Here is a 22,926-nt window from a genome sequence, read left to right as displayed (position 1 = left end):
AGGTGCCTTCTAGGATGCCGCCGTGGATCGTGACTGGATGCGGCAGCAGCTTGAAGAGTTCCTCGACCTGGCCACCCGCTACGACGCCGGCAGGCGGCCGGGCGACTACATCGGCGACCCGAACGTGTACGCCCGGCTGCATCGAGCCGAGCCCACCGTCAAGCAGATCCTGCGCGTGCTCGACCCCGCGATCGCCGACAAGGTCGACATCGACCAGATGGCCGGCGTCGCCATGGCGCGCAACGAGGTCCAGCGCGGTCTTGGCATCCTGGCGGACAAGGACGAATGGGCGACTCGCCCGGTGCCGGACGCTCCGACGCTCGCCGCCGACCGGTTCCATCCGTGGGTATGGGAGCCGGCAGCTCCACTGTGGGCCGCGGAGGCCCGTCAGGACGCGGTGCTCGCCGCCGCCCGGACTGTGAACCGGCGCCTCCAGCAGAAGCTGAACCGGCACGACATCGGCGAGACCGACCTCTGCCTTCAGACCTTCGACCTGAAGGAGCCCGTCACCGGAAAGCCGCGTCTGCGGTTTCCGGGGGACCGGAACACGCCGACCTGGCGTGCCCGGCAGGAGGGGGCCAAGTACCTTGCCGCCGGAGTCTTCCTGGCGATCCGGAACGTCGCCGCCCATGAGGACGATGTGCCCTGGACCGAGCAGGAGGCGTTGGAGCACCTCGCCACCCTCAGCGTCCTCGCCCGATGGATCGAGGAGTGCACGGTGGAGTCCGCCGCTTGAGGGACCCCAGCATTATTGAACTGTCCGGAGCTGGTGTCAGGGAGCCGATGCGACTGCGATACCGATCACGAATCCGCAGGACGCTGAGATCACGATGATGAGCAGTGGTCCCGCGAAGCGGCCCAGCCAGGCGATCACTGGTCACCTCGCACATGCCGCCAGGTGCGCCAGGGCCGCGTGATGATCTCCCGGTAGGTGTGGTGCGATGGGTGCTGTCCGCAGTGCTCCAGCACCCAGTTCTGGGGCTCGGTGAAGTTTCCGCTGGTGGGTGAGGTTTCTCCGTCTACGGCGCATTGCATGGCGTAGGTGGTCGGTTCGGCGTCGGGTTCTCGGTCGGGTTCGAGCGTCCAGGTCTCGTACCGCAGGACCGCTCGCGCGCTCACAGGCCCCACCGTCCGTTGGCAACTGCCACTTTGGCGCTGATTTCCTCAGCCTGGGTGGGCGGCCGCAGCTCCTCGGGCGGGACGTCCCATTCCCTGCCGCCCTGTGGCGGGCGGAGTTGGACGTAGGGCCCCGTGTGCGCCATCACCATGCCGACCTGGTCGTTGCGCTTGTCGACCATCAGGGTTCCCCTTTCATACTGCGGGGATTCGGTCATGGTCATCACCTCGGGTGGGGCGAGTGCTGGGCAGAACCGAGACCGTCGGGTGGGGAGCGAAGCCGGCCGGCAGGGGAGTACGGGGTTCGCCGAGGGCGCGCAGGAGCTGTCGGTCTCCGGAGAAGCGGGTGCGGGCGTGCAACCAGCGGTGGTTGTCGAGGAGGTAGCCCTGGCCCACTCCGAGCGTCAGGCGATGTCGGGTGTCGGCGATGGCCGTACGGAGTACGGGCAGGTACGGCTGGACGATCGGGCTCCAGCGGGCCAGGCCGTCCTGGCGCAGCCGTATGGAGATCCGGCCGTCCGGCTGGACGGTGAAGACCTGGGTGGCATGGCCGGCACCGGCTCCGAAGTAGGCGGTCCGGGGCTGGGAGAGCGCGACCGCGGCCTCGCGCGACGTCGTCATGAGGCGGGCGTGCGCCTCGTGTCCGTCGGCGAGCAGTGTCTCGCCGCCCGTCGTGGAGGGGCGCAGGCACACGAGGAGGATCAAGCGCGGAGGCGCGGGTGTGCCGGATCGCTCGGTGTGGGGCTCCAGGTCGCCGCTGCCCAGACCGGCGAAACCGGCCCGGTGGGCGTGGCTGCCCGTGTTGTGGATCAGGGTCAGGCCGTCCGGGGCGCTGTGGGGATGCGCGGTGATCGTCATCAGCCGGGAGGCGAAGGCCAGCACCGTCCGTCGGGTGGTGAGGCCGTCGAGGGTGACGAGGCCGGTCTCGCGAAGCTGTGCGGCGATCACGTCTTGGGCGTGCGGGGTGCGGAGGTTGACGTAGTGGTCCGCGAAGAGCTTTTCGGACCCTGCGGAGGCGTCGGGCATCGCCGTACTCCTTCGATCGGGATCGGTGTGATCAGAGTGGGAAGGGGAGGTGGTCGGGGTAAAGCGACGGATTGTCGACTCGGACAAATCAGCTGCTAAAGGCGTCGGGTTGGTGAGTGCGTGCTACGTTCCGAAGGCCCGGCTCGCACCCCGCAGGACGAGGACCTTCATGACGTACACGCCTCCGCTCTGGCCCGTCTCCGTGAAGGGCGTCGCGCTCGACGCGCACCATCGCGTGCTGCTGTTGAAGAACGAGCGGGACGAGTGGGAGCTGCCCGGCGGGCGCTTGGAGATCGGCAGCCCCGACGGCACGCAACTGCCTGACGTCGGCCCGGAGGCGGCGCTGGAGCGGGAGATCCAGGAGGAGACCGGCTGGGAGGTGAAGGCCGGTCCGCTGATCGACAGCGGGGTGTGGATCTACCAGCCGATTCCCGGACGGCGGGTCCTGATCGTGACGTACGGCTGCACCGTACTGACCCCAGACCGGCCACCGGTCGTCAGCCACGAGCACAAGCAGCTGGGCATGTTCACTGCCGACGAGGTGCCGGAACTGAACATGCCGGACGGCTACAAGCAGGCCATCGCAGCCTGGTACGGCCTCAAGCGCGCAGACTCCCAGGCACTGGACGACTACGAGCGGAGGTAGCCGACGATGGCCGACGGCGAGATCGTGAAGCGAGCGGACACGGGCGGCAGTCGGCTTCCCCGGCCCTCGGCCCGGCACGCCCAGTGGCACTGGGCGACCCCGCAGGCCCAACTGGTCCTGGCAAAGGGCGAGCTGGCCGATGTACTGCGTTTCTACCGGCGGGTCCACGGCCTCAACCAGACCGCCCTCGGCGCCCTCCTCGGTTACGACAAGACATACATCTCGGCGTTGGAGCTGGGGAAGCGCGCACTCGACGACATCGGCTCCCGCCGACGGATCTGCGAAGCCCTCAACCTCCCGCCCCACGTCCTCGGCGTCACCGATCCCACCGACACCGATCACCGGGCGATGCTCCAGTTCGGCGAGTCCACGGTCAGGCTGTCCGAGATCGCCCGCCAGTCCGGGCACGCCTCCGAAGCCGTCTCCGAACTGTGGCCCCTCGTCGCCCGCCTCGAAGCCCGCGTCGACGACGGCCATACCGAGCGCGACGTCCTGCACCTGCTCGCCCGGGCCCGCGTCGGCCTCGGCGTCGCGCTGGGCAACGTGCTGCCCGAGGAACGCCTGGCCACCGCCGCACACTGGACAGCCAAGAGTCTGGAGGTCGCCGAATACTTCGACGACCCCCGCATGACGTCGTACGTCCTGCGGATGCACGGCAACGAACTGCGCAAGGCCAATCTCCGAGGCGCTGCCGTGCAGCGGTTGTGCCGCGCCGTCACCATCGCACCCGACGACACCGCCCGCGCCGCTGTCCTGCCGCTGCTCGCCCGTGCCTCCGGTGCCCTGGGCAACGGCGAGTTGTTCGACCGGGTGATGCGCGAGACGGACCTGCTGGTGGACCGGGTTGAGCACACAAGCTTGTTCAACCCCTTCTCGTTGCACGAGATCCGCCTGCGCGGTCTCGTCTCCACCGGCCGTACGAAGGCCGCGATGCGACTGGTGGAGACGAGTCCGGTTCCCACGACCGTCGTGGCCCCGCAGTGGCGTGTCATCGAGCTGATCACCGTGGCGCACGTCCAGCTGCTTGCCGACGATCGCAGTAGTGCCGCCGGGTCGCTGGACACAGCGACCCGGGAGGCGGTCACCCAGCGACTCCCTCACCAACTCCAGCGGATCATGCGCACTGCGGGGACACGGTTGCCCGCGCAGCAGGCCGCGGCAGCCGATTTCCTGGACCGGATACGAGGTGAGATGGCGGCCTGACCGGACTGGTGCCTGACGGCCGAGCCGGTCAGCGTCGGGGACGGGACGTGCCCGGCTGCCGAGGCGTTTGGGGAGTCGGCGTGTTGCTGGTGCTCTGTCCATGACGTGGGTTGGTTGCGTCGGCGGGTAGGTCTGCCATACGCCGCAGGCGCCACGTCAGGACGTCGCTGGTGGAGGAGGCGCTGTCCAGTTCCCGCAGGTCGGCGGCTTCTGCCAGAAGCGTCCGGGGATCGTGTCCGGCCTGCTCGGCCTGCGCCATGGTGGCGACGAGAGCCGGCCATCCGGCCTCGGCCATAACCGAGTCCGCGACGTCGGGAAGAGCCATGTGGACCTGTAGGGCGTACCAGTCGCGGACTGGCTGGATGATCTGTCGGCCCTGTTCCCGCAGCAGGGCGAGGGGCGCTTCGGATGTTGTGGCGTAGGCGGTACGCAGGTGGGCTGCGGCCTGGCGGGCGGCCTGCGCCTGCTGGGCATGTCGGCGGTGGGCGTGCCAGTGGGCAGCGGCGAGCATCAGGAAGAAGAGGGTGTCGATCAGCATGGCGGTGGTGGCGCCGTCTTCTCCTCTGCCTCGGGCGGGCCCGCTGTAGAGGAGTTCGCGTGCGGCCAGGCGCAGGGCTTGGCCATGGCGGTGCTCGGCGCGGGTGTGCGACAGACGTGCGCGTTCGAACACCCAGGCCGCCTCTTTGAGCTGCTGGCGGGTGTCGGTGGCGCTGGTCATGGCGAGCGCGTCGAGGATCTCGCCGGTGGCGGTGATGCGAGCGGCCGTCGCACCCTCACCGTCCTGGTCGAAGATGCGCAGGGCGACCCAGGCAGCGTGGGTGGCCGAACGCCGAGCGGTGGCGGGGGCGGACGGCTTGTGCCCGTTACTGCCTGTTCCGTGGTCCGCGGTGTGCTGGTGCGCCTCGGCCGGGGTGGTGGTGAAGCGTTCTCGGATGCGGGGCAGGGACAGATCGGCAGAGAGGGTGGAGCCGGCGTAGTAGACCGGTTCGCCGGCCTGGTTTCGGTCGTCGGGGAGGGCGACGTTGTAGCCGAGCAGGTCACCTGATGGGGCCAGGCGCTGTCGGACGAGGAGACCGGTGGCATGGAGTCGGGCGAAGAACTCGTCTTCACTGGTTGCGCCTGCCAGGGCCTGCCGGACGGCTGTCCGCAGCTCTTCTCGTGCGGCGCGCTCGCGTCCCTGCCGGTCGGCTTTGTGCTGTTCGGCGCTTGTGGGGCGTTTCGGTGCGGTGCCGTCGCCAGGCGTCACTCGGTGCAGGTCGTAGCTGGCTTCGATGCGGCGGGCCTCGTCCTGGGCGCGCCTGCCGGAGCGGTGATGGTCGGGGCGTCGTCCGTCCTCCCGGACGAGGGTGGCGATGATGTGGATGTGGTCGTCGGCGTGCCGGACGGCGGCCCAGCGGCAGCCGGCGCCGTCGTCGGGGTCGATACCGGTGGCGGCGACCATGCGGCGTGCGATGTCCGCCCAGTCGGCATCGGACAGGACGCGGTCGCCCGGTGCGGCGCGCACCGAGCAGTGCCAGACGTGGCGGGGCGGGCGCTGGTCGTCGTCCAGGAGGTGAAGCGGCTGGTCGAGGATCTGCTGGAGAGCGGTGAGGCTGACGTTCCCGTCCCGTCCCGGATCGGGGGCCAAGCCGTCGTACGAGGCGACCAGATGCGGGTCGACGTGTTCTTCCTTGGTGCCCTTGCCGTACAGGTAGTTGAGCAGGCCGTAGGTGTTGCTGCCCTGTTTGTGGATCTTCGGGATCATGCAGCCTCGCCATAATGGCCGCGCTGCGACCGGGGTTGGGGGCTGCTCGGGTCGATGAGGGCGATGAAGTGCTGGACGGCTTCGTCGACGCGGTCGCGTGTGGTGGCCGTCCGCTCGATGGCATCGTTCAGGTACGGGACTTCCGCTCCGGCGTTGAGAGCCGCGACGGCCTGGTTGAGGAGGTTGCCGTACTGGGTGAGGGCACGGCGGGCGGCGAACAGTTCCTGAAGGACGTGGCGGTTGTCGGCGATCGCGGTGGTGACGCCGGTCAGGTCGCGGGCGGCGGCGAGGCCGGACTGGGCCAGGAACCCGGCCAGGGTCAGGTTCGCGGCCTGCGCGCCGGCTTGGGCGAGGGCTCTTTCGCTGCTGCTGAGCCGGACACTGACAGCCGGTCGCTGCTTCGGCTTTCGTGACCGGGATCGTGGCCTGGGCTTGCCCGGAGAGGGCGCGGTGGGCCCTGTTTGCTCGCCCTGTTGCGGTCCGCCCTCGGTCGCAGCCTGGTCGACCGGTGGCCCCTGGCTCCGGTCGTCCGCCTCCGCCACCCCCGGGGCGGAGACGGGTTGGGACGCTTCCCCTGCGGGGGAGTGTCCCAACCTCCAACTTGCTCCGGCTGAGGCCGGCGTTGTCGTCTCCTGCTGGTTGAAGGGGTGTTCGTGGTGTCGGTCGTGCATGTGCGGTTCTCCGGGGTGGGCTCGGTGTGGGAGTTGAGTCGTCGGCTGCTGGCCGGTGCGATTCGGCTGTTGTGGGACGTGGCCTGGTAGGCGCGAGGTAGGGGTTTCCCGAGTCGGAGCTGGGGCTGCGGGATCGGCTTCGGGGACCGGTCCCCGACGTTCTGCCGTCCCGGTCCCCAGACGCTTCGGGGACCGAGAGGGCGACGTTCGGGGACGGTCCCCCTGACACGTCGTCACGGGGACCGTCCCCTTCCACGGCACGATCCCGCTCCCCGAAGGGGCCGGAGCGGGAGGCTGCGGGAGGCGGTCCCGGTTGTCGGGGCACTGCGAGGACGGGCCTGATATGCCATCTGAGCTGCGGTTCCGAGAGGACCGGTCCCCACTTGGTCCCCGGCTCAGTGCCGCCACGGTCCCCGATTCCGATGCGCGACGGTCCCCACCAAGTGGCGAACGTGATCGCGGGGATTGTCGGGGACCGTAGCTCGGTCCCCGTGATGGGCGGTCCCCGATCGTCCGCGGTCTCCGGTGGATCAGCGCGCGGTCCCCGATCGGCTTTTGGCTCGGTCCCCGAGCACACGCCGACCTGGTGCTGTGAAGGTCAGGTGCGGGTGTGCCGTCTGCGGTCGGGGCCGGTGAGGACGACGCGCTCGGTCATCTCGGCGAGGCGGGAGGCGACTCGGTCGCCGAGTGCGGTCCGCAGATCCGGGATCGGCAGGTTGGTGGTGATGAGGGTGGGGAGCATGTGCTCGTACCGGTGGTTGATGAGCCGGTAGGTAAGTTCCTCCGTCCACTCGCTGCTCTTGGCCGCACCGAGGTCGTCCAGGACCAGCAGTGGGCAGCGGGCCAGCGTCTGCAACTCGCGTTCGCCGTCGTGGCCTGGGCGGGGGCGGAGCCGTGCGTGGAGGTCGGCGGAGGTGGTGGCCTCCCAGCGGAGCCTGACACCTCGCGTGAGGAGGGCGCGGACGGCGCCGTACGCCTGGTAGGTCTTGCCGGTGCCGGTGGGGCCGGCGATCAGCAGCGATGGTCCCTCGGCGATGCCCGGTCCGCCAGGGCCCGGGCGCCCGGCGCGGGCGACGTGGTCGGCCCAGGTGGTGATCTGGGGGTGGTCGGCAAGGGCGCGGCGGTAGCGGGCGGGGATGCGGGCGTCGGCGAGTTCGAGTGCCGTGACAGGCTCGGCCAGCGGTTCGTTGGCTGTGACGGCGGGGTCGATTCCCCTGCTGGCCAAGATTGTGTGCAGCCGGTCGGCGAGCGGGCCGGCCCGGTGAGGCTCGCGGGTGAGGGTGGCGTTCAGAGTTCACCTCCGTAGGCGGCATCGACGTCGCTGGGGTTCGTCCACGCCTTGTGGGGGACCGGCTTGGGTGTGGCGTTCATGGCCTCGTGGACGAGGCTCGGCAGGATGCTGGGGTGTAGTCCCTTGGCGCGGTGACGCGCCAGTCCCGCCCGGACGTGGGTGGCCGCGATGCCTTCGTCGAGGAGCTTGTGCACCTCGCGCCCGAGATGGCCCAGGACGCTTTCCGGCGGCCGGTGAGTGCACGCGGCGGCGTACTCGGCGATCAGCTGCTGGGCCGAGATGGTGTCGGGCGCGGGGGCGCTCGCGCCCCCCGAAGGGGTACTTCCTAGATCCATGATCCTAGGTCCTAGATCCGTACCCTGAGTGCTCACGGTTGCTCCATGGAGCGCTCCCTGCTTCCTCACGGAGGGCTCCGTGAATCGCTCCTGACCTGCACGTTCACCGCCATCCCTTGAATTCAGTGAGGGCTCCCGCATCTTGTGGGAGTTCTCCCGGAGGCTTCCGTGAGGCGACGGTGAGGGGGCGGTGACGTCGGCCGTCCCGACGAGCGCCGTGGTTCCGGCGGGTGCGTCGTGGTGCGGGCATCCGGGGAGACGGCTCTTGCTGGGGCGGTTGATCTTCTGGTGCTGGTGCCACGTGACGATGTGGAGGTACCGCTTGTCGTCCGGCCCCTTGTAGCGGCAGATCAGCCTGGCGGTGGCGAGCTGGGCGAGGTCCGTCTCGACGTCCGTGGGGCCGTGTTCCGGGCGCAGGACCCACAGCTGTCCGGCGATGATCGCGGCGTGGTCGCGGTGGCGCCCCTGGTCGTCGGCCTGGGTGAGCAGGCCGATGAAGGTCCGCTCGGCGGTCAGGGAGACCGCGGCCAGGGACTCGGAGACGAAGGCTTCGGGTTTGATGGTGCGGATTCGTGCCAAGAGCGGGGCGGTCCTCACTCGGTGGCCTGTGCGCGCGGACATCACGGCTCACCGTCGGTCGGGGCGGAATTCGAGGGGGCGGGTCGGCGCGGATGCGCGCCTGGAACCGATTGCGGTTTATGGGGATGTCGTCAACATAGCCACACCCGAGTCGCGCAAGTCCAGCCCTATCCAGCGCAATCTCTCACGGCAGAAAGGTCGCGAGAAAGTAGGCCGGGTAGCGGGCGGGAGCAAAACCGTAAGGCACGATCGGCTGTTGGCCAAATAGTTGCCCGGCCTGCAGAGCCAGAAGCATCACATCGGGAACCTGTTGACGTGCTGGCGACGGCGAAGCTACAACACAACACCCCACGTCAGAGGCGTATCGAGGAGTCCGTGCGAGGTCGCACCACATCTGCGTGGGAGCCGAAATCACCGACCTGCTCGCTTCGCAGGCGGGCGCAACATAGCCGACGATCGCCGGTTCACCAAACCGGCGAATGAGCGCTACAACTGGAGCCATGGCAGCACGCTCTCTGGAAATAGGTCCGGCCGGAATACGGACCGCCCGCACCATCGAAATCATCCGTACCGAACGCGGTCTCGCCCAGCGTCAGTTGGCCGACCGCGTCACAGCCCTCGGCCGCCCGATGTCCAACACGATGCTGTCCCGCATCGAACGCGGACAACGCCGCTGCGATGTCGACGATCTAGTCGTGATCGCCGAGGCCCTCTATGTCTCTCCGCTTGCTCTCCTTGAGGGGGATGCTGCGCTCGTGACACGCGATCCGAGCGCGCTTTGGGGCTTATAGCACCCATTTCCCGGTTTCCGAAACCGGTGATTCTCCGGATGGTTGCGGTGTCCATCGGGGCCAGCCTCTCTGCCCCACACCCACCCACACCTCAACCAAAGGAAGAACGGGACATGCCTGCAGTCCCTTCACTCGCCCCATCGCAAGATCGACCGCCGCCAGGCGCATGCCGCCTCTGGTCTCGTCGGATCGGCCATTCTGGCCGGTCCTGACCCGTTCGAGCGGTGAGCCGAGCCTGGGGCTCCGCTCGAAGTACGAAGTGGGCCGGCACCCGCTTGCCTCGCACAACGCCGGCCTTCGTGCCGACGACGCCGTCACGCCTTCGCCTGTGACGCCTCACGTGTCTGACAAGGCCGTCGACCTGGCCTTGCGACTGGCCGACAGCCCGGCTGCCCCCACTCGATTCCGCTTCCGGGCCCCATCCCACCCCACCTGCACCGCCAAGGACTCCCCATGCCTGCCCTCCTGTTGTCCATTCCCGCTGTCGCCGCCGCCCTGGACGTCGACCGCCGTACCGTCTACCGCTTCATCGCCGCCGGCGACCTGCCGGTCGTCGACCTCCGTACCGGTCCCGGACGTTCCCGCGTACGTGTCCCCGCCGCCGGGCTCGAAGAGTTCATCAGCAACAGGACCGTCACCACGCCCAAGGCCCGTCGCTGACCCTGAGCCTGTCTCCGAAACTCTCGGCCGTCGAACAAGGAGTAGATCCACGTACCTTCGGAAGCTGGCATCCGGCAACTGGCAGGCCACCGTACGCAATCGGGCCGGAGACCGGTTCAGCGAGTCGTTCCCCCTCAAGGCACAAGCCCGCGCGTGGGGCGCCGATCTGGAGACCCAGTTCGCTCGTGGCGCCCTGCGCGACCCGCGGGCGGGCGAGATCTCCTTCAGCGACTGGCACGACCGGTGGTGGAACGCTCGCATTGTCGAGCCCCACACCCTGCGAGGTGACGCCTCCTCCATCAGGAACCATGTCCTGCCCTATTGGGACGGCTGGGGGATGCGGGCCATCACCCGCATGGACGTCCAGAGCTGGATCCGCGCCCTGGTGGAGAAGGGCGCGGGGGCCGCCGCGATCAAGAGGGCGTACAACCTGACGGCCTCCATGATGCGCGCGGCCGTCGACGACGATGTCCTCGCGGTCAGCCCCTGCCGCAACATCGACCTGCCGACCATCGCGGTCAAACCGCCCCAGTGGTTCACCCTCGACCAGGCACAGAGCATCCTGGACGGACTGCCCACCGCGTGGCGGACGATGTGCCTGCTCGGCTTCTACACCGGTTTGCGCTGGGGAGAACTGTCCGGTCTGCACCGGCACCGCATCGACCAGCGGCGCTCGCGACTGTTCGTGGTGGAGGTCAACACCAAGAGCGGCATCAAGGAGTACCCTAAGAGCTCCAAGAGCCGCCAGGAAGTCCCGCTGCCACCTCATGTCCTGGAGGCCCTCGAACGCCACATCCACCGGCTCGACCGGGACGCCGTGGTGTTCACCACCCTCACCAAGGGCCGGGCCGGGCGTTTCCTCGCCGACAGCAACTGGCGACGGCAGACTTGGTGGCCCACCGTCGAGGCCGCCTACTACTTCGACACCGACGGCGAGCGGCAACTCGTCCCGCACTATCCGCCGCACTCCATGCGCCACACCTGCGCCTCGTGGCTGGTCCAGAAGGGAGTCTCGCTCTACGAGGTTCAGCACCTCCTCGGCCACGAGAGCTTCCAGACCACCCAACGCTACGCCCACTTGCAGCCGGACGCGCACAAGGCTGTCCTTGGAGCGTGGGAGCGTCTGGACAGTCCGTTGACAATTGCCGCATGACCTGCGTCTTCGCCCTGTCAGCAGGACAGGGCGAAGACGCAGGTGTGATTGCGGGGTGCATGGGTCAGGAGCGCCGGTCGGTCGGCTTGTCGCTCCTGGATGGGGTAGAGGGCGACCGGATACTGGACTGCTGGTCGGGGGACGCGGCTCGGTGGCCATGGAGTCGGTAGACCATGTCGTCGGGATTGCGATGCAGTCGGGCTTGGCGCCAGGCAGCGTCGTAGGACAGAGGAGCTGCGCTGCGCTGTTGAATGAGCAGGGCTCGGAGGCTGGTCAGGGGGGCCAGCAGCGCCCGCCACAGGACGAGCTTCATGGATGTGCCCTTCGATGCGCCTCGTCGGACTCCGGTATGTCCACCGGCCCGATGCTGTTGGGCAAACTGCCGCCGTTGAGCGCCTTGAGGGAGTCGGAGAGCACGACCATGGCTTGCTGGCGCTTCTCGATGTTCGTGAACCCTTGGCCGACCTGCTCCCACTGGGCCAGGAGCGGGAACCACCAGCGGTCGCAGGAGTAGATCAGTCGTGCAAGGCGCTGGAGCTCGGCAACGTGTTCGTCGCCCACGGCGCCGGCGGCGTGGTGTTCGAGTTGGTCCAGGACGACGAGGTCTGGGTGGTCGTAGAGGTTCTGCTTCAAGAAGCGCAGTCGGCGGACGCGTTGCTCGTCCGCCGCCCGCTGCGCCAGTAATTCGTGTGCTGCCCTGGGCAGTCCGAGCGCCGCGTGGACGTCCAACAGGCGGTAGTTCGGGGCGCGGCGAGGCAGGCAGCCGAGGGCGCCGTTGACCGCGTCCGTTGCGGCGGCCACATCCGCGGCTCCCAGACGCGCCGCTGTCTCGGCGGCCTTGTCGTGAACGGCGGCGCGCACGGTCTCCTCCGCATTGGGAGGCACACGCCAGAGGGGGCGCCAGGTGATCGTGTACACGACCTCGAACGCGATACCGTCGGTGGCACTGGGCAGCAGACGCGGCTGGACAGACCTACTAGTACGGCTTGCTCGTAGCCATGGCCACCTCATACGAGGTTCTCTTCGAGCGGGAACACCGTGCGTAGACGGCTGTCGACGAGGTGGTTGTGGAAGTCGTCGGCCACGCTGACGCCCTCAGCGGTGGAGATGCCGCGCAGTTCGTTCATGAACCTCCAGCTGGCCTCGAACATGTTGTGGCCGCGCAGCGCTGGCAGGAGTTGGTCGCGCAACTGCGTGTAGGCGCTGGGATCGCCGGCACACGAACGGATCCAGTCCGTCAGCCGCGAGATGACTTCGGCGGCGGTATCCGATGAGGAGAGCAGTTCATGGACGGCTCGCTGCACGTCGATGTCTGTGGGAGGTGAGCAGACGAGCTGGGGTGTGCCGTCGCGGCGCACGGTCATCAGTGCGAGGAAGGCCATCTTGCCACTCCGGGCGGAGGAGCCCTTGCCTTGCTGCCATCCCTGGACCTCCCCGACCAGACGATGGGCCATGGTGGGATGTTGGGCCAGAGCATCGAAAGCAGCGAGGACCTGGCCGACTACGGTGGGGTCAGTGTTCTTCTGCGCGGCGCGGCGCAGACGCACCATTGCCCGCTTGGCCAGTGACGTAGTGATGGAGGAGTCCTCAAGGACGCGTCGGCACAGTGCAATCACGGCGGGGGCGTAACTCTTCTGTTCCGCCCACCCGTACAGCGCCTGCCAAGCGAGGCGTCCGACGTGCTCGTTTCGGACGGCGCTGTCCATGACCGCACCGAGCACCTCGGGATGACTGCTGCCGACGAGGTCGCCCAGCGTGGTGAGATAGTCCACCGTTCCGTGCCGCACAGTCAGCTCGGCCAGCGCGGCCACCGCGTGGTCTTGGGGGTCGTCGCCCTGGGCTGTCGCGACGAGCCAAGTCAGCAACGGCTCGCGCATGACGTCGTAGTTGTCCCAGACGTACTCCAGCACCGCGCGTCCGTAGGCGGGTCGGTCGAAGAGCACGGTGTCCTGCAAGTCCACCCGGCCTCCGACATCCTGGATGCGCCGGCGCATCCCTCTCCCGGCCAGGGCGTTGAGGGCCGGTGAGGGTCCTGCTGCGGCGCCCGGAGCGTCGGGGATGTCTTCGATGGCTTTCAGTAGGACGGCCGCACTGCGTGCGACGACGGGCATGGGCCCGGACTGTTGCACGGCCATGGCGAGGAGTAGACAGCGGTCTTCCACCGTGAGCGATGGGTTGTCGCGGGTGTGCACGCTGTTCATTTCGCCGAACCTGCTGTCGAGTTCATCTCGCCAGTCAGTGAGCGCCGCGACGATGCGGTCGTCCAGGGTGACCGAAGTTCCGCCCTCGCCGTTCATCTGTACAGGCGGCTGTTGGGACCCGGCTTCGATGTGCTCCTTCCAGGCCATCATTGTGGCGTGAGCGGCCCGTACGGCGGCCACTGCCGTCAGTCCGCGCAAGGAAGCGGTGGCTTTGGGGAGGGAGCGCAGCGACGTGACCAACTGCCCGTAGCCGGAGGCATTCAGATGCGCCTCGACCACTTTCTGCGCATCAGGCGCCTCGCGCAGGCGGACCACTTGGATGCCGTCACGATCGCTGAGGCGGTGGTCCTTCCACAGGTCCTGTGCCACGGTCATCGCAAGGTACGAACGGCAGTTCCGGAGGTTGGTGGCGTGTTCCGACAGTGCGTCGAGGAAGTCGATCGTTACCCGATCATTCTCCGGATGCTTGAGGTCAAGCTGGTAGGCGTAGCCCCTCTCCAGAGGTAGGCGTCCCTTGCTGGGAGTCTGCCAGTCCGCGTCGAGCTTGACGACAGCGATGTTGTTGGCGGTGTGTTCGGCCAGCAGTCGCAGAGCTAGGGTTGTAGAGCCGCATGAGCGGGGCGCCACAATGATGATCACGGGTTGGTGAGGGCGGCCTGTAGTGGGATTGATGATCTGCTCCCAGACCGTCTCCCAGTGCGCGTTTCGAACGAACGGCTGGTCGAGCAGTCGCTCACGGCTTTGCTCGATGCCCTCCAGCAAGTCCCGTTTTCGAGTCTCCAGGATCAACTGTTCGACGTAGTTGGCGACCACTTCGGGGTCCCCGTACACGTTTGTTGCTGCACCGTCGGTCTCGTACACGCGTGGCGTGGGTGGCGCAGGATCCGGTGATGGGGGAGCTGGGGAGTGGGATGGGTCGTCGCGGTCCGCGCCCAGCCGGTCGGGAGCGCCGGCGCCGGGACGCAGCCGATGCAGCCAGCTGCCTGAGCCATTGGAACGGTTCTCGCCAGCCTCACTGGTCGGCGGGGTGGTGTCGGAGCGCGTGGGGTCGAACGGTGTGTCAGACATGCGGGAACTCCACGGTGAGGGTGGGTAGAAAGGGCCGGACGGGCAGGCAGACACCTCACCGGTGGCGGCGGTCGATCCGTACGGTTTCGATGCGATCGGCGATCGTCGCGTCGCTGACCTGACCGTGGAACTGGAACGTGCCACCGCTGCTGCGAGCCGGTGTCGCCGGGCCATCGATCGGTTGCGGGGTGGAGGCGGCAGCGGCAGTCGGCGCCAGGGCGTCGGCGAGGTAGGGGCGTACGGCGGTTCCGGTCAGGCCCGGCACGTGGATCCGGCAGGGCTGCTCGAAACCGGACTTGCCGCTGACACGGGCAGTCGCCTCAAGGAAGTGGTGTGGCCCCAGATCCGGCGTGCGTCCCGCGCGTACGGTGCGCTGGTAGACGATCTCGGAGAGCGCGGCCGCAAGGAAGGCACCGCTGTCCTTCGCGGCAGACAGCGCCTGGCGGATTGCCTGGCAGTCGAGCAACCGGGCGGTGTCGTTGATGGCGTCACCGCGATGGTCGGGCAGGGACAGCGGGCCGACGTGCACACTGGCCCGTAGCCGCAAGATGGGACTACTGGCCAGCCGCTGCCGTTCGTAGCGCGTCAAGGCCGCGTTGAGCTGGCCCATTAGCGGATCCACGAGCCGTGTCAGCATCGCGGGCGAGAACAGCAGGATCGCCCCGTCGCCGCTGTCCTTGTAGCCGCCGGGAAGCTCCTGTGGGTCGGGCAGCCCACAGTCGGCCAGCACGGTCGCCACGATGTCGTCCACGTCGCACCGAGCGGCGGCCATCTTCGCCTCGGAGATCTGGCTGTATTTCTCCATGTCGATCGCCACGAGGGCGACTTCGGCAGGCACGTCCAGCGGCTCTGCGTGCAGCGGCGCATCCATCGGCCACCGTCCCTTCAGCACAGGCGGTTTGAGAAGTGCCCATGCTGATCGGGCGGAACGGCCGTCGCTGCCCAATAGTGGGCACACCCGGCGTGCGGCCTGTCACGCCTGCGTACGCGCGTGCGCCTGAATCGAATGGATGTCGCGAACGAGGAGCCCGCCACCCGAGGTGGTGCGGACCCAGTCCTGCTCGCGCCACGGCTTCAGGGCGTTGACCACCGCGTTCCGGGAAGCGCCGATCATCTGAGACAGCTCTGTCTGCGTCAGCCGTACGGCGAGATCCGAGGTGGAGGTGGATGCAGTGTCGACCAGCCGAGACAGGGCTGAGGCCAGACGCAGCGGAACAGACGCAGTGGCCAGTTCGAGCCGGACGGCCTCCGACTCTCTGACTCGGGCGATGGCGTGGCGCAGCAGAGGAGCGAGCAGATCATGCTCTTCGACGAACATGAGGAAGGCAGCAGCCGGGATGATGCGGATATGGCAGGTCTCGGCGGCGATGACCGTCGCGGTGCGCGGCTGGGAGTCCAACACGGCCAGCTCTCCGAGTAACTCTCCGGCACCGCGCACGGCGAGAAGCGCTCTTTCCCCACAGGACCCGGACAGGGTGATCAGCGTTGACCCGGATTCCAACACGATCACGTGGGTCGCCGGGTCTCCCTGGCGGAGCATCACGCTCCGGGCGGGCCTGACCCGCTGCGGTGCAAGCGACTTCAGGTGCGCCCACAACTCGTCGCCGATCACCGTGGCATGCGACCGATACACACGTCCCCCTGCTGCGCGGCCCCAACATACTTAGGCGATCGTCTCAAGTAACCAGAATGTTGCTCAATAGGCATATTCCAGCCATCAAGAGAGCTGCCAGGGCAAAGTCGACGGCCAGGCGGGCTGCTCGCAGCTTCCTGTCCGCCAGCCAGGCAAGCACGTGTAGTCGGCGGGCCTCGCCATGCTGTTCAAGCTCCATGCGCGCGACCGCACTCACACCGATCCGGTGGTCAACTACCGCCTCGTTCACCAATTCGGCATGCAGCCCCACTCTGGGAACCACGGGACGCAGCGCGAGCAGCGCAGCCCCTATCGAGGCCATCAGCAGCAGGCACATCAAGACCAGAGGGCACATCCCGATCAGGGGCATGCCATGTGTACTGGACAGGACGGCGACCCCGGCGGCCAGCAGGCCGCCGGCTATTCCACACAGGGCTGTCGCTTTCGTGTCCGCCCGCTGCACCTCGACGAAGGCGCGATCCGCGTGCCCTTGTAGTCGCTCCATCTCCGTCGGAACACTGCTTGGCTCGTGCATACTGCCTCACACCCCTCCGCAGCCGTCGTGCGCTCGACATGGCAGTTGCCAGCCTGGTCGCAGTTGCCGAGCGCCGATGCCTACCGCGGGGCACGGGGGGTGGTGGGTGCCTCACTCCGCGGTCTTCCGCGGCCAGTAGAAATGAAGTCGGGGGACGGTGTCGGCAAGCCAGAGCCAGGGCAGCGTCACTGCCTTACCCAGCCGTACATCCATCGGTGGTGACGCTCCCGGAGGGCGAATGGTGTACGTGGTCGCCACTCGCTGGGCCTCGGCGGGCGGAAGGCGGCGCAGGCTTCGGCCGTGACGCTCGTTTGACGCTCCGGGCGTCCGAAGGACCGCCTCGTGCGGCTCTAAATGGCCTCGAAATATGTCAGGCTCTCCTCCTGCTGACATCATTCCGATGACGTCGCACGTGGAGTGCGTGGCTATTCTTGAGCCCGCCACAAAGAGGATTTGACCTGCGGTTTTCCTGTGATGCTCAGGTCTGGCTGGGTGTGCTCGATCTGTTTTTCGAAGTCCGCGACGTGAAGCGCGTAGGCTGCTGACGAACGCCGTCTGACCTGGCGTTTTAGATGGCGTATCGGGATGACGGTGCGGTCGTCCCCTCTCTCGGTACGAAGGGAAACCGGCCGCCTCGACGCTCAGTTGACGCTCGTTCTGATGGCTCGTCATTGAGTGCCACCAGCCAAAACATGATCAGCTCATGGACGCCATTGCCGTCTTCTCGGTCGTGTCGGATTCCTCGGCATCCGTGAACCGCTTGTTGCGGCACACGAAAGATCAGAAGGAGGCCCCGATCAATGCCACGCCGATGAGGTGCAGGAGATCAGGCCGGTGATGCCGGACAGCAGGACCGTCTCGGTCTCGTCGACGTGCGTCTGGGCGTGGGTGACGAAGGTCAATGCGGTGACTCTGAACTGCTGTCTTATCGCCTGCGTCCATGGCGACATTTTTCCTATGACGAGGTGATCATTGCTGGCGGGGTCTCGCCGTACACCGCGCGCAGGTTAGGGGCCGGGCCCAGCCTCTGCTGGGCCCGGCCCCTAACGGTTATGGCTTGGTGGGTTGGTCAGGTGTAGTAGCCGCTGGAGTCGACGATGAAGTCTGCGGAGCCGTCGCTGGTGTTGTAGATGCTGATCTGTCCGTTGGTGTCGGTGGGGGTGAGGGTGAGGTTGGCGAGGGTGTCGCCGACGCCCCAGTTGAGGTTGTTGAGGGGTGTGGGTTTGCCGACGGCGGTGGGGTAGACGGTGGCGTAGCCAACGGCGGTGGGGTTGGTGACGGTGACCATGGTGGCGATCGTGGGGGTGGCGGCGGTGGTGACCTGTTGGGTGATGGCGGAGGTGAGGTTGTAGGCGGTGTTGGGGGCTACGGGGGTGGTGGTGCCGCCGATTCCGTTGCGGGTGTCGACGAGGCGGGTGGGGTTGATGGTGTGGAATTTCTGGCCGGTGGTGCCGGTGGTGTAGTAGCCGGTTATTTCGGCGATGACGGCTGCGGCGCTTGTCTGGACGGAGATGGTGATGGTTCCCGAGGTGCCGATGGGGACGTCGCCGGCGAGTGAGGTGATGGCGTTGCCGGCGGTGAAGCTGAGGCTGTGGGTGGAGGTGGGGGTGTATCCGGTGGCGTAGGTTTCGAGGTAGCCGGTGTCGGTGGCGCTGGCGGCGGCGAGGTTGACGGCGACGGCGGTGGCGTTGCTGGGGACGCCGTTCAGCCCGGTGATCTGGAGGGTGAAGTCGGTGCCAGCGGCGACGGTGCCGGTTTTGGTCAGGCTGGTGTGGGCGATGCTGGAGCGGGTGTCCAGGGCGCGGACCGCGCTGGTGAGCGGGGTGTAGGTCTGGTCGCCGGTGAGGGTGGCGTCGCTGGTGAAGTAGCCGGTGAGGTCGACGACCAGGGCGGCGGTTCCATCGCTGGTGTTGATGTGGGTGTAGAGGTTGATTTTGCCGTCGTTGCCCACGGGGACGATCTGGTAGCCGGTGGCGGTTGTGTGGGCGAGGAAGTTGGTGGATGAGGTCTTGGGGCGCTGGGTGCCGTCGGCGTAGGCGGTGACGTAGCCGCTGTCGGTTTCCCCGGTGACGGTGACGTCCACAGCGACCGCGGTGACGGTGCTGGGAATGGTGGTGGGGGCGCCACTGACCGGTGTGGCGACGGTGTCACCCGCGATCTTGAGGTGGGTGACGGAGTCGGCTGGGACGGTGCTGGCGCCGGCGGTGATGCCGCTGGTGTAGGTCAGGCCGCTGCTGCTGCGGGTGTCGAGGATGCGGGTGGGGGTGACGGCCTGGTGGTAGCCGGCCGGGGTGTAGGGCTGGGCCGGGCGTACGACGGCGCCGGTCCAGGTCTGGGCGCGGGCGAGTTCACCGCTGAAGTAGTCGGTGCGGGCGGAGGCGTTGAGCGCGTCGCCGAGCTGGAAGTTGCCGCTCGCGCCGGTACTGGGCGCGGTGTGGCTGGTGTAGCCGACGAAGACGTCGTCGACGTACAGGCTCATGACGCCTGTGGATTTGTTGTAGGTGGCGGTCAGGTGGGCCCAGGTGCCGAGGTGGACAGTGCCGCCGGTGACGGTGTCGAAGTCCCAGGTGGTGCCGGCACCGGTGTTGAGGCTGAACTGCCAGCCGTCACTGGTGGGCAGGAGCAGGATGCCGGAGTCGGCGCTCCCACTCTGGGACACTACCGCGCCGCCGTAGGCGGTCGGGCTGGCCCAGATGGACACCGTGAACGACTTGGTCAGATCCAGGGCCTTGCCGCCCTGGAGGTAGTCGTGGTCTGCGGCGTCGAGTTGGACGTCGGGGTCGAAGAGTCCGCCTTCGGGGGCGGTGACGCCGCTGGTGCCGGTGAGGGTGATCGCGCTGGTCGCGGCGTCGTCGGCGGTGGTGTCGTAGTCGTTGAGGGGCCAGTCGTGGGTGTCGGTGCTCAGTGCCTGGTCGGCGGGCGTGGTCCATGTGGCGGTGGTGCCGGACAGGGTCATTTCATGAGCGGTGGCGGTGCCGGTGCTGTTGACGGTCCACAGGTCGGGTGTGCCGTCGTTGTTGATGTCGGCGGCCTGCAGGGTGGGCTGGCTGCCGGCGTCCCAGCCGGTTGAGGCTGCTTCGACGGAGGTGAGGGCGGAGTCGATGGCGCCGTTGGCGAGGTAGTCGTAGGTGAGGGTCTGCAGGCTGGCGGAGCTGAGGTACCACAGCTGGCCGTGGGAGGGATCGCTGGTGTCCGTGCTGGTGTCGCGGGCGAACAACTCCGGTAGGCCGTTGGCGTCGAGGGTGCTGGTGATGGTCCAGCTGCTCCAGTCGGTGGTGCAGCTGGTGGTGCTGGTGTTCTGGGCGAGGCAGTAGGGGTTGTAGTCGGCCAGGACGGTGGCCTGGTCGGCTCCGGGGTAGAGGCCCGCACCCACGTTGGAGGGTTCGTCCCACAGGGAACCGTTGATCAGCAGCAGAAGGTCGGGATAGCCCGTGGCGGCGTCACTGTTGACGGTGTTGTAGAGGGCGCCGCCGCTGGCGATGGAAGTGGCTGGTGTGACTGTGTTGGTGGTGGTGCCGTCGTTGTCGGTCCGGGTGAAGACGCCGGCCGCGTTGGTGATGGGATGGGAGTCGATGGGCTGCAGGTCGGTGCCGTCGCCTTGGCCGCGCAGGATCTCGCCGCGGACGGCGCCGGTTGCGGTGTCGTAGGAGTAGTCGAGGACGTCATTGAAGCCGGAACCTCTGAAGAAGTGGCCGGTAATGGCCTGGCTGCCGGTGAAGGAAGTGGCGGTCTGGCTGGTGGAGACGCCATTGCCGTCGATGCCGATGTTCCGGGCGACAGCGTCGACTTTGCCGTCTCCGGTGCCGGTGGCCTGCCAGAGCCCAGCTGGGAGGGAGTTCTTGCCGCCGACGGTCAGCAGGTCGGCGTTGCCGTCGCCGTTGAGGTCGTCCGCGGTGGCGGTTGCGGGAGCCTTGGCGATGAACCGGTAGTCGTAGGTGTCACCGATATTGCTGCTGGTGCCGACGGCCGTGACGGTCAGGACGTTGGTCTGGGTGGTCGGTTTCAGCGAGATGGGGGCGGTGTAGGGACTGGAGCTTGAGGCGGGGACGCTGACAGGGTTGCCGCCGTTGAGCTGGTAGCGGTAACTGCCGGGCGCGGCGGTGGTGTTGGTGTCGGTGATCGTGAAATTCGCGGCGGTGCCCACCGTGCAGAGACTGTCGCCCGAGGGGCTGCCGGTGAGCTCGGGGCACTGGCTCGTGGACGAAGCGACAGGGGTGATGGTGGGAGCGCCGGGGGCGGTGGGGTCGTAGTAGAAGTGGCAGATCTTGGACTTGGTGCTGCTCAGGTCCTGGTCGGTGACGGTGAGATACCAGGCGAACTCGGTCTTCGCGGTGAGCGCCAGGAAGGGCCCGGAGCTGCTGGTGTGGGAGAAGAGAGTGCTCGCGGTGGTGCCGCTGGTGGCGTTGATCGCCCGCGTGTAGGTCGTGCCGCTCGCCATGTTGTTCAGGGTGAAGTTCGCGGTGAGCGGGCTGGTGGTGCCGTCCGGGTCGGACACCCTGGACCGCAGGGTGACGTCGTTCAGGCCCAGCGAGGTGGGGGTGGTGGCGGTGCAGTTGGTGCTGGGGCTGGTGGTCAGTGAGGTGGGGGTGTTGGGAGTGTGGTCGTAGGTGGTGGTGATGGTGGCCTGCTTGCTGAACTGCTTCCAGGCCAGGTCGTTGCTCTCGTCAGCGGCGCGCAGGCCGAAGGTGAGCTTCGACCACTTGCTGTCGGCGGCCGACTGCATCAGCGACCGGATGTCGAAGGTGACGTCCTCGGGCCCGCAGGTGGTGGACCAGCCGTGGGCGACGGTCTGTGCGTCAAGCTTGCTGAACCAGAACTTCTTGTCGGGGTCGCTGGAGCTGTGCGTGTTGTTCCAGGTGGTGCTGGAGGAGATGGAGCCTGTGTGCCACAGGTCGACCTCCTCCTTGGTGCAGGAGGCCGACCAGTTCTCGTAGAAGGAGATACTGGAGGAGATCACATCCTGTGCGCCCCAGATGCTGCTGTGGACGCTTGTCTGGAACAGGGCGCGGTTGGTGGAGACGTCAGGGGTCCAGTCGGTGTAGCCGACGTGCAGGGGGCCGGGAGTGGACGCGGCGGGCTTGTAGAACGAGGTGTCGGGCCACTCGCTGTCGACGAACGCCCACGCCTGGGCGGTGTCGGTCTGACCGGAGGGGGTGAAGGACGGGTCGATGTAGACCGGGTAAGCGGTGTGCTTGCCCCTGAGCAGGGTGGCCGGGGGCGACAGGCTGATGTGTCCCCGGTGGTAGGCGGCCTTCAGGCTCGCCTTGCGGGCGGCGTCGCCCGGCGCAGCCGGGCTGGAAGCGAGGGGGGCGCCATTGCGGCGGTCTACGGTCAGACCGGTGCGCGGGTCTGTCGTTTTGGGCGTGTTGGCAGCGGGCCGGCTGGAATCCCACATGGTGGGGGCGGTGGCTGAGAACACGGTCCGCCCGGCGTGGTCCTTGGCGGTGATGTCGCCGGCCGTGTCGCTGGCCAGGCTCACGCCCATGGCCCTGGTGGTCAGGTTGAGGTCGGTGAGTGCGGGATTCGCGGCGGCTGTGGCGTTCTTGACGACCAGGACCTCGCTGAACCCGCCGGTGTCCTGTGCGGTGACCGTGAGGTTCACGCCGGGCAGGACGTCGTGGTAGGTCGCTGTGGGGCCGGACAGGGCAGGGGTGCGCAGGGTGAACGCTGCGGGCAGCGAGACGGCCAGGGACCCGCTGCCGGCCCGCATGGTTGCCAGCGGGGCATCTGTGCTGCCGTCGGACAGGGTCAGGGAACTCGTGGCCACTTTGGGGGAGATGGTGCCGTCGGCCTGACGCACCAGTGTCGGATCCAGGTCTTTCCATCGGCCGCGCACCAGTTTGCGGACCGGGGCGAGGGTCTGTCTGAGCGTCAGGGTGCCGTTGGGGTTTGCCGTGAGCGTGGAGGAGTCCGTTGTGTCGGCCGTGGCCTGGACCGGCTTGCCGGTGGCCCGGGCCTTCGTCAGGGCCTGCTGCTCGCTCACTCCGCGGGAGGCGCCGCCAGAGGCGTGATTGGTGGTGCTGGAGTGAGGTGTCGGCGTGGCTGCGTGCGCGAGGCCGGGAAGGCCCAGGGCGCCGGTGACCGCGATAGCGGTGGCGCCGACGACGGTGCGGCGCACCCATGAACGAGGCAATGATTCCCGCGAAGTCTTTTGCATTTTCTTTCCCCCAAATATTCATACTGATGGGAAATTCGGCCAGGGCTACCCTCGACCGACGTTGACCGACCCTGAGCAGGGGTCAATGCTTGGTAAAGCTCTCTTGGTGATCTTGTG

The 22,926-nt window shown here is 67.7% G+C and carries 19 protein-coding genes; 7 read left to right on the top strand and 12 right to left on the bottom strand.

The features are described 5' to 3' along the window. The first annotated feature begins 22 nt into the window (after nucleotides 1-22). A complete protein-coding gene (locus tag ACFWXC_RS10575; protein ID WP_384476253.1) occupies nucleotides 23-736 on the top strand; it encodes a TIGR02391 family protein in 714 nt (237 codons plus the stop codon). Between the two features lie 134 nt (nucleotides 737-870). On the opposite strand, the gene ACFWXC_RS10570 is transcribed toward ACFWXC_RS10575, so the two are convergent. Genes ACFWXC_RS10570 through ACFWXC_RS10560 form a run of 3 tightly spaced genes read right to left on the bottom strand, consistent with a single transcriptional unit; the run spans nucleotide 871 to nucleotide 2,142 of the window. Continuing rightward, complete coding sequence (locus ACFWXC_RS10570; protein ID WP_384476251.1) at nucleotides 871-1,128, bottom strand: hypothetical protein; 258 nt, start codon at nucleotides 1,126-1,128, stop codon at nucleotides 871-873. After that, nucleotides 1,116-1,340: a hypothetical protein gene (locus ACFWXC_RS10565; RefSeq protein ID WP_384476248.1), complete on the bottom strand. Its 225-nt coding sequence runs from the start codon at nucleotides 1,338-1,340 to the stop codon at nucleotides 1,116-1,118. The genes ACFWXC_RS10570 and ACFWXC_RS10565 overlap by 13 nt, the downstream gene beginning before the upstream one ends. Continuing rightward, complete coding sequence (locus ACFWXC_RS10560) at nucleotides 1,312-2,142, bottom strand: TauD/TfdA family dioxygenase (RefSeq protein ID WP_384476245.1); 831 nt, start codon at nucleotides 2,140-2,142, stop codon at nucleotides 1,312-1,314. The genes ACFWXC_RS10565 and ACFWXC_RS10560 overlap by 29 nt, the downstream gene beginning before the upstream one ends. Before the next feature lie 169 nt (nucleotides 2,143-2,311). Here ACFWXC_RS10560 and ACFWXC_RS10555 point away from each other — a divergent pair, with 169 nt between their 5' ends. Continuing rightward, a complete protein-coding gene (locus ACFWXC_RS10555; protein WP_384476242.1) occupies nucleotides 2,312-2,788 on the top strand; it encodes an NUDIX domain-containing protein in 477 nt (158 codons plus the stop codon). A 6-nt stretch (nucleotides 2,789-2,794) separates the two neighbouring features. After that, a complete protein-coding gene (locus ACFWXC_RS10550; protein WP_384476239.1) occupies nucleotides 2,795-3,991 on the top strand; it encodes a helix-turn-helix domain-containing protein in 1,197 nt (398 codons plus the stop codon). A 28-nt stretch (nucleotides 3,992-4,019) separates the two neighbouring features. On the opposite strand, the gene ACFWXC_RS10545 is transcribed toward ACFWXC_RS10550, so the two are convergent. Beyond that, nucleotides 4,020-5,735 (bottom strand): relaxase/mobilization nuclease domain-containing protein, encoded by a 1,716-nt coding sequence (locus ACFWXC_RS10545; RefSeq protein ID WP_384476236.1) that lies wholly within the window; start codon nucleotides 5,733-5,735, stop codon nucleotides 4,020-4,022. A 14-nt stretch (nucleotides 5,736-5,749) separates the two neighbouring features. Here ACFWXC_RS10545 and ACFWXC_RS10540 point away from each other — a divergent pair, with 14 nt between their 5' ends. Then, the gene (locus ACFWXC_RS10540) at nucleotides 5,750-6,148 is read left to right on the top strand and encodes a hypothetical protein (RefSeq protein ID WP_384476232.1); all 399 of its coding nucleotides are present in this window, start codon (nucleotides 5,750-5,752) and stop codon (nucleotides 6,146-6,148) included. Between the two features lie 856 nt (nucleotides 6,149-7,004). Here ACFWXC_RS10540 and ACFWXC_RS10535 read toward each other — a convergent pair. Continuing rightward, nucleotides 7,005-7,697 carry an ATP-binding protein gene (locus tag ACFWXC_RS10535; RefSeq protein ID WP_384476675.1) on the bottom strand — a complete coding sequence of 231 codons (693 nt, stop codon included), beginning with the start codon at nucleotides 7,695-7,697 and terminating at the stop codon, nucleotides 7,005-7,007. Beyond that, complete coding sequence (locus ACFWXC_RS10530; RefSeq protein WP_384476229.1) at nucleotides 7,694-8,611, bottom strand: hypothetical protein; 918 nt, start codon at nucleotides 8,609-8,611, stop codon at nucleotides 7,694-7,696. Before ACFWXC_RS10530 ends, ACFWXC_RS10535 begins: the two co-directional genes overlap by 4 nt. 500 nt (nucleotides 8,612-9,111) lie before the next feature. On the opposite strand from ACFWXC_RS10530, the gene ACFWXC_RS10525 reads away from it, so the two are divergent. From ACFWXC_RS10525 to ACFWXC_RS10515, 3 genes are all read left to right on the top strand, one after another. Beyond that, nucleotides 9,112-9,402 carry a helix-turn-helix domain-containing protein gene (locus ACFWXC_RS10525; protein ID WP_384476226.1) on the top strand — a complete coding sequence of 97 codons (291 nt, stop codon included), beginning with the start codon at nucleotides 9,112-9,114 and terminating at the stop codon, nucleotides 9,400-9,402. Between the two features lie 453 nt (nucleotides 9,403-9,855). Next, nucleotides 9,856-10,062: a helix-turn-helix domain-containing protein gene (locus ACFWXC_RS10520; protein ID WP_384476223.1), complete on the top strand. Its 207-nt coding sequence runs from the start codon at nucleotides 9,856-9,858 to the stop codon at nucleotides 10,060-10,062. A 337-nt stretch (nucleotides 10,063-10,399) separates the two neighbouring features. Next, entirely contained in the window at nucleotides 10,400-11,215 is an 816-nt protein-coding gene (locus tag ACFWXC_RS10515; RefSeq protein WP_384476220.1) for a tyrosine-type recombinase/integrase, read from the top strand. A 309-nt stretch (nucleotides 11,216-11,524) separates the two neighbouring features. Here the strand turns inward: ACFWXC_RS10515 and ACFWXC_RS10510 are convergent, their stop codons facing one another. The 6 genes from ACFWXC_RS10510 to ACFWXC_RS10485 all read right to left on the bottom strand — a co-directional run bounded on the left by ACFWXC_RS10510 (nucleotide 11,525) and on the right by ACFWXC_RS10485 (nucleotide 22,770). Next, complete coding sequence (locus ACFWXC_RS10510) at nucleotides 11,525-12,076, bottom strand: hypothetical protein (RefSeq protein ID WP_384476217.1); 552 nt, start codon at nucleotides 12,074-12,076, stop codon at nucleotides 11,525-11,527. Nucleotides 12,077-12,222: 146 nt separating this feature from the next. Then, complete coding sequence (locus ACFWXC_RS10505; protein ID WP_384476215.1) at nucleotides 12,223-14,484, bottom strand: hypothetical protein; 2,262 nt, start codon at nucleotides 14,482-14,484, stop codon at nucleotides 12,223-12,225. A 55-nt stretch (nucleotides 14,485-14,539) separates the two neighbouring features. After that, nucleotides 14,540-15,355, bottom strand: coding sequence for a hypothetical protein (locus ACFWXC_RS10500; protein WP_384476212.1), 816 nt, complete (start codon nucleotides 15,353-15,355; stop codon nucleotides 14,540-14,542). Between the two features lie 102 nt (nucleotides 15,356-15,457). Then, complete coding sequence (locus tag ACFWXC_RS10495; RefSeq protein WP_384476209.1) at nucleotides 15,458-16,096, bottom strand: Crp/Fnr family transcriptional regulator; 639 nt, start codon at nucleotides 16,094-16,096, stop codon at nucleotides 15,458-15,460. A 64-nt stretch (nucleotides 16,097-16,160) separates the two neighbouring features. Continuing rightward, on the bottom strand, nucleotides 16,161-16,652 hold the full coding sequence (locus tag ACFWXC_RS10490; protein ID WP_384476206.1) for a hypothetical protein: 492 nt from the start codon (nucleotides 16,650-16,652) through the stop codon (nucleotides 16,161-16,163). A gap of 1,069 nt (nucleotides 16,653-17,721) precedes the next feature. Beyond that, on the bottom strand, nucleotides 17,722-22,770 hold the full coding sequence (locus ACFWXC_RS10485) for a LamG-like jellyroll fold domain-containing protein (RefSeq protein WP_384476203.1): 5,049 nt from the start codon (nucleotides 22,768-22,770) through the stop codon (nucleotides 17,722-17,724). Nucleotides 22,771-22,926: the final 156 nt, after the last annotated feature.

The organism is Streptomyces sp. NPDC058683 (assembly GCF_042716195.1).
Taxonomy (GTDB): Bacteria; Actinomycetota; Actinomycetes; order Streptomycetales; family Streptomycetaceae; genus Streptomyces.
This window is presented reverse-complemented; position numbering and strand designations above follow the sequence as displayed.

Excerpts from the sequence above, each read along its gene's own strand:
- ACFWXC_RS10515 (WP_384476220.1), top strand. The coding sequence starts at position 10,400 with ATGCGGGCCATCACCCGCATGGACGTCCAGAGCTGGATCCGCGCCCTG.
- ACFWXC_RS10565 (WP_384476248.1), bottom strand. The coding sequence starts at position 1,340 with ATGACCATGACCGAATCCCCGCAGTATGAAAGGGGAACCCTGATGGTC.
- ACFWXC_RS10545 (WP_384476236.1), bottom strand. The coding sequence starts at position 5,735 with ATGATCCCGAAGATCCACAAACAGGGCAGCAACACCTACGGCCTGCTC.
- ACFWXC_RS10550 (WP_384476239.1), top strand. The coding sequence starts at position 2,795 with ATGGCCGACGGCGAGATCGTGAAGCGAGCGGACACGGGCGGCAGTCGG.
- ACFWXC_RS10505 (WP_384476215.1), bottom strand. The coding sequence starts at position 14,484 with ATGTCTGACACACCGTTCGACCCCACGCGCTCCGACACCACCCCGCCG.
- ACFWXC_RS10520 (WP_384476223.1), top strand. The coding sequence starts at position 9,856 with ATGCCTGCCCTCCTGTTGTCCATTCCCGCTGTCGCCGCCGCCCTGGAC.
- ACFWXC_RS10540 (WP_384476232.1), top strand. The coding sequence starts at position 5,750 with ATGGCCGCGCTGCGACCGGGGTTGGGGGCTGCTCGGGTCGATGAGGGC.
- ACFWXC_RS10490 (WP_384476206.1), bottom strand. The coding sequence starts at position 16,652 with ATGCACGAGCCAAGCAGTGTTCCGACGGAGATGGAGCGACTACAAGGG.
- ACFWXC_RS10525 (WP_384476226.1), top strand. The coding sequence starts at position 9,112 with ATGGCAGCACGCTCTCTGGAAATAGGTCCGGCCGGAATACGGACCGCC.
- ACFWXC_RS10560 (WP_384476245.1), bottom strand. The coding sequence starts at position 2,142 with ATGCCCGACGCCTCCGCAGGGTCCGAAAAGCTCTTCGCGGACCACTAC.
- ACFWXC_RS10500 (WP_384476212.1), bottom strand. The coding sequence starts at position 15,355 with ATGGATGCGCCGCTGCACGCAGAGCCGCTGGACGTGCCTGCCGAAGTC.
- ACFWXC_RS10555 (WP_384476242.1), top strand. The coding sequence starts at position 2,312 with ATGACGTACACGCCTCCGCTCTGGCCCGTCTCCGTGAAGGGCGTCGCG.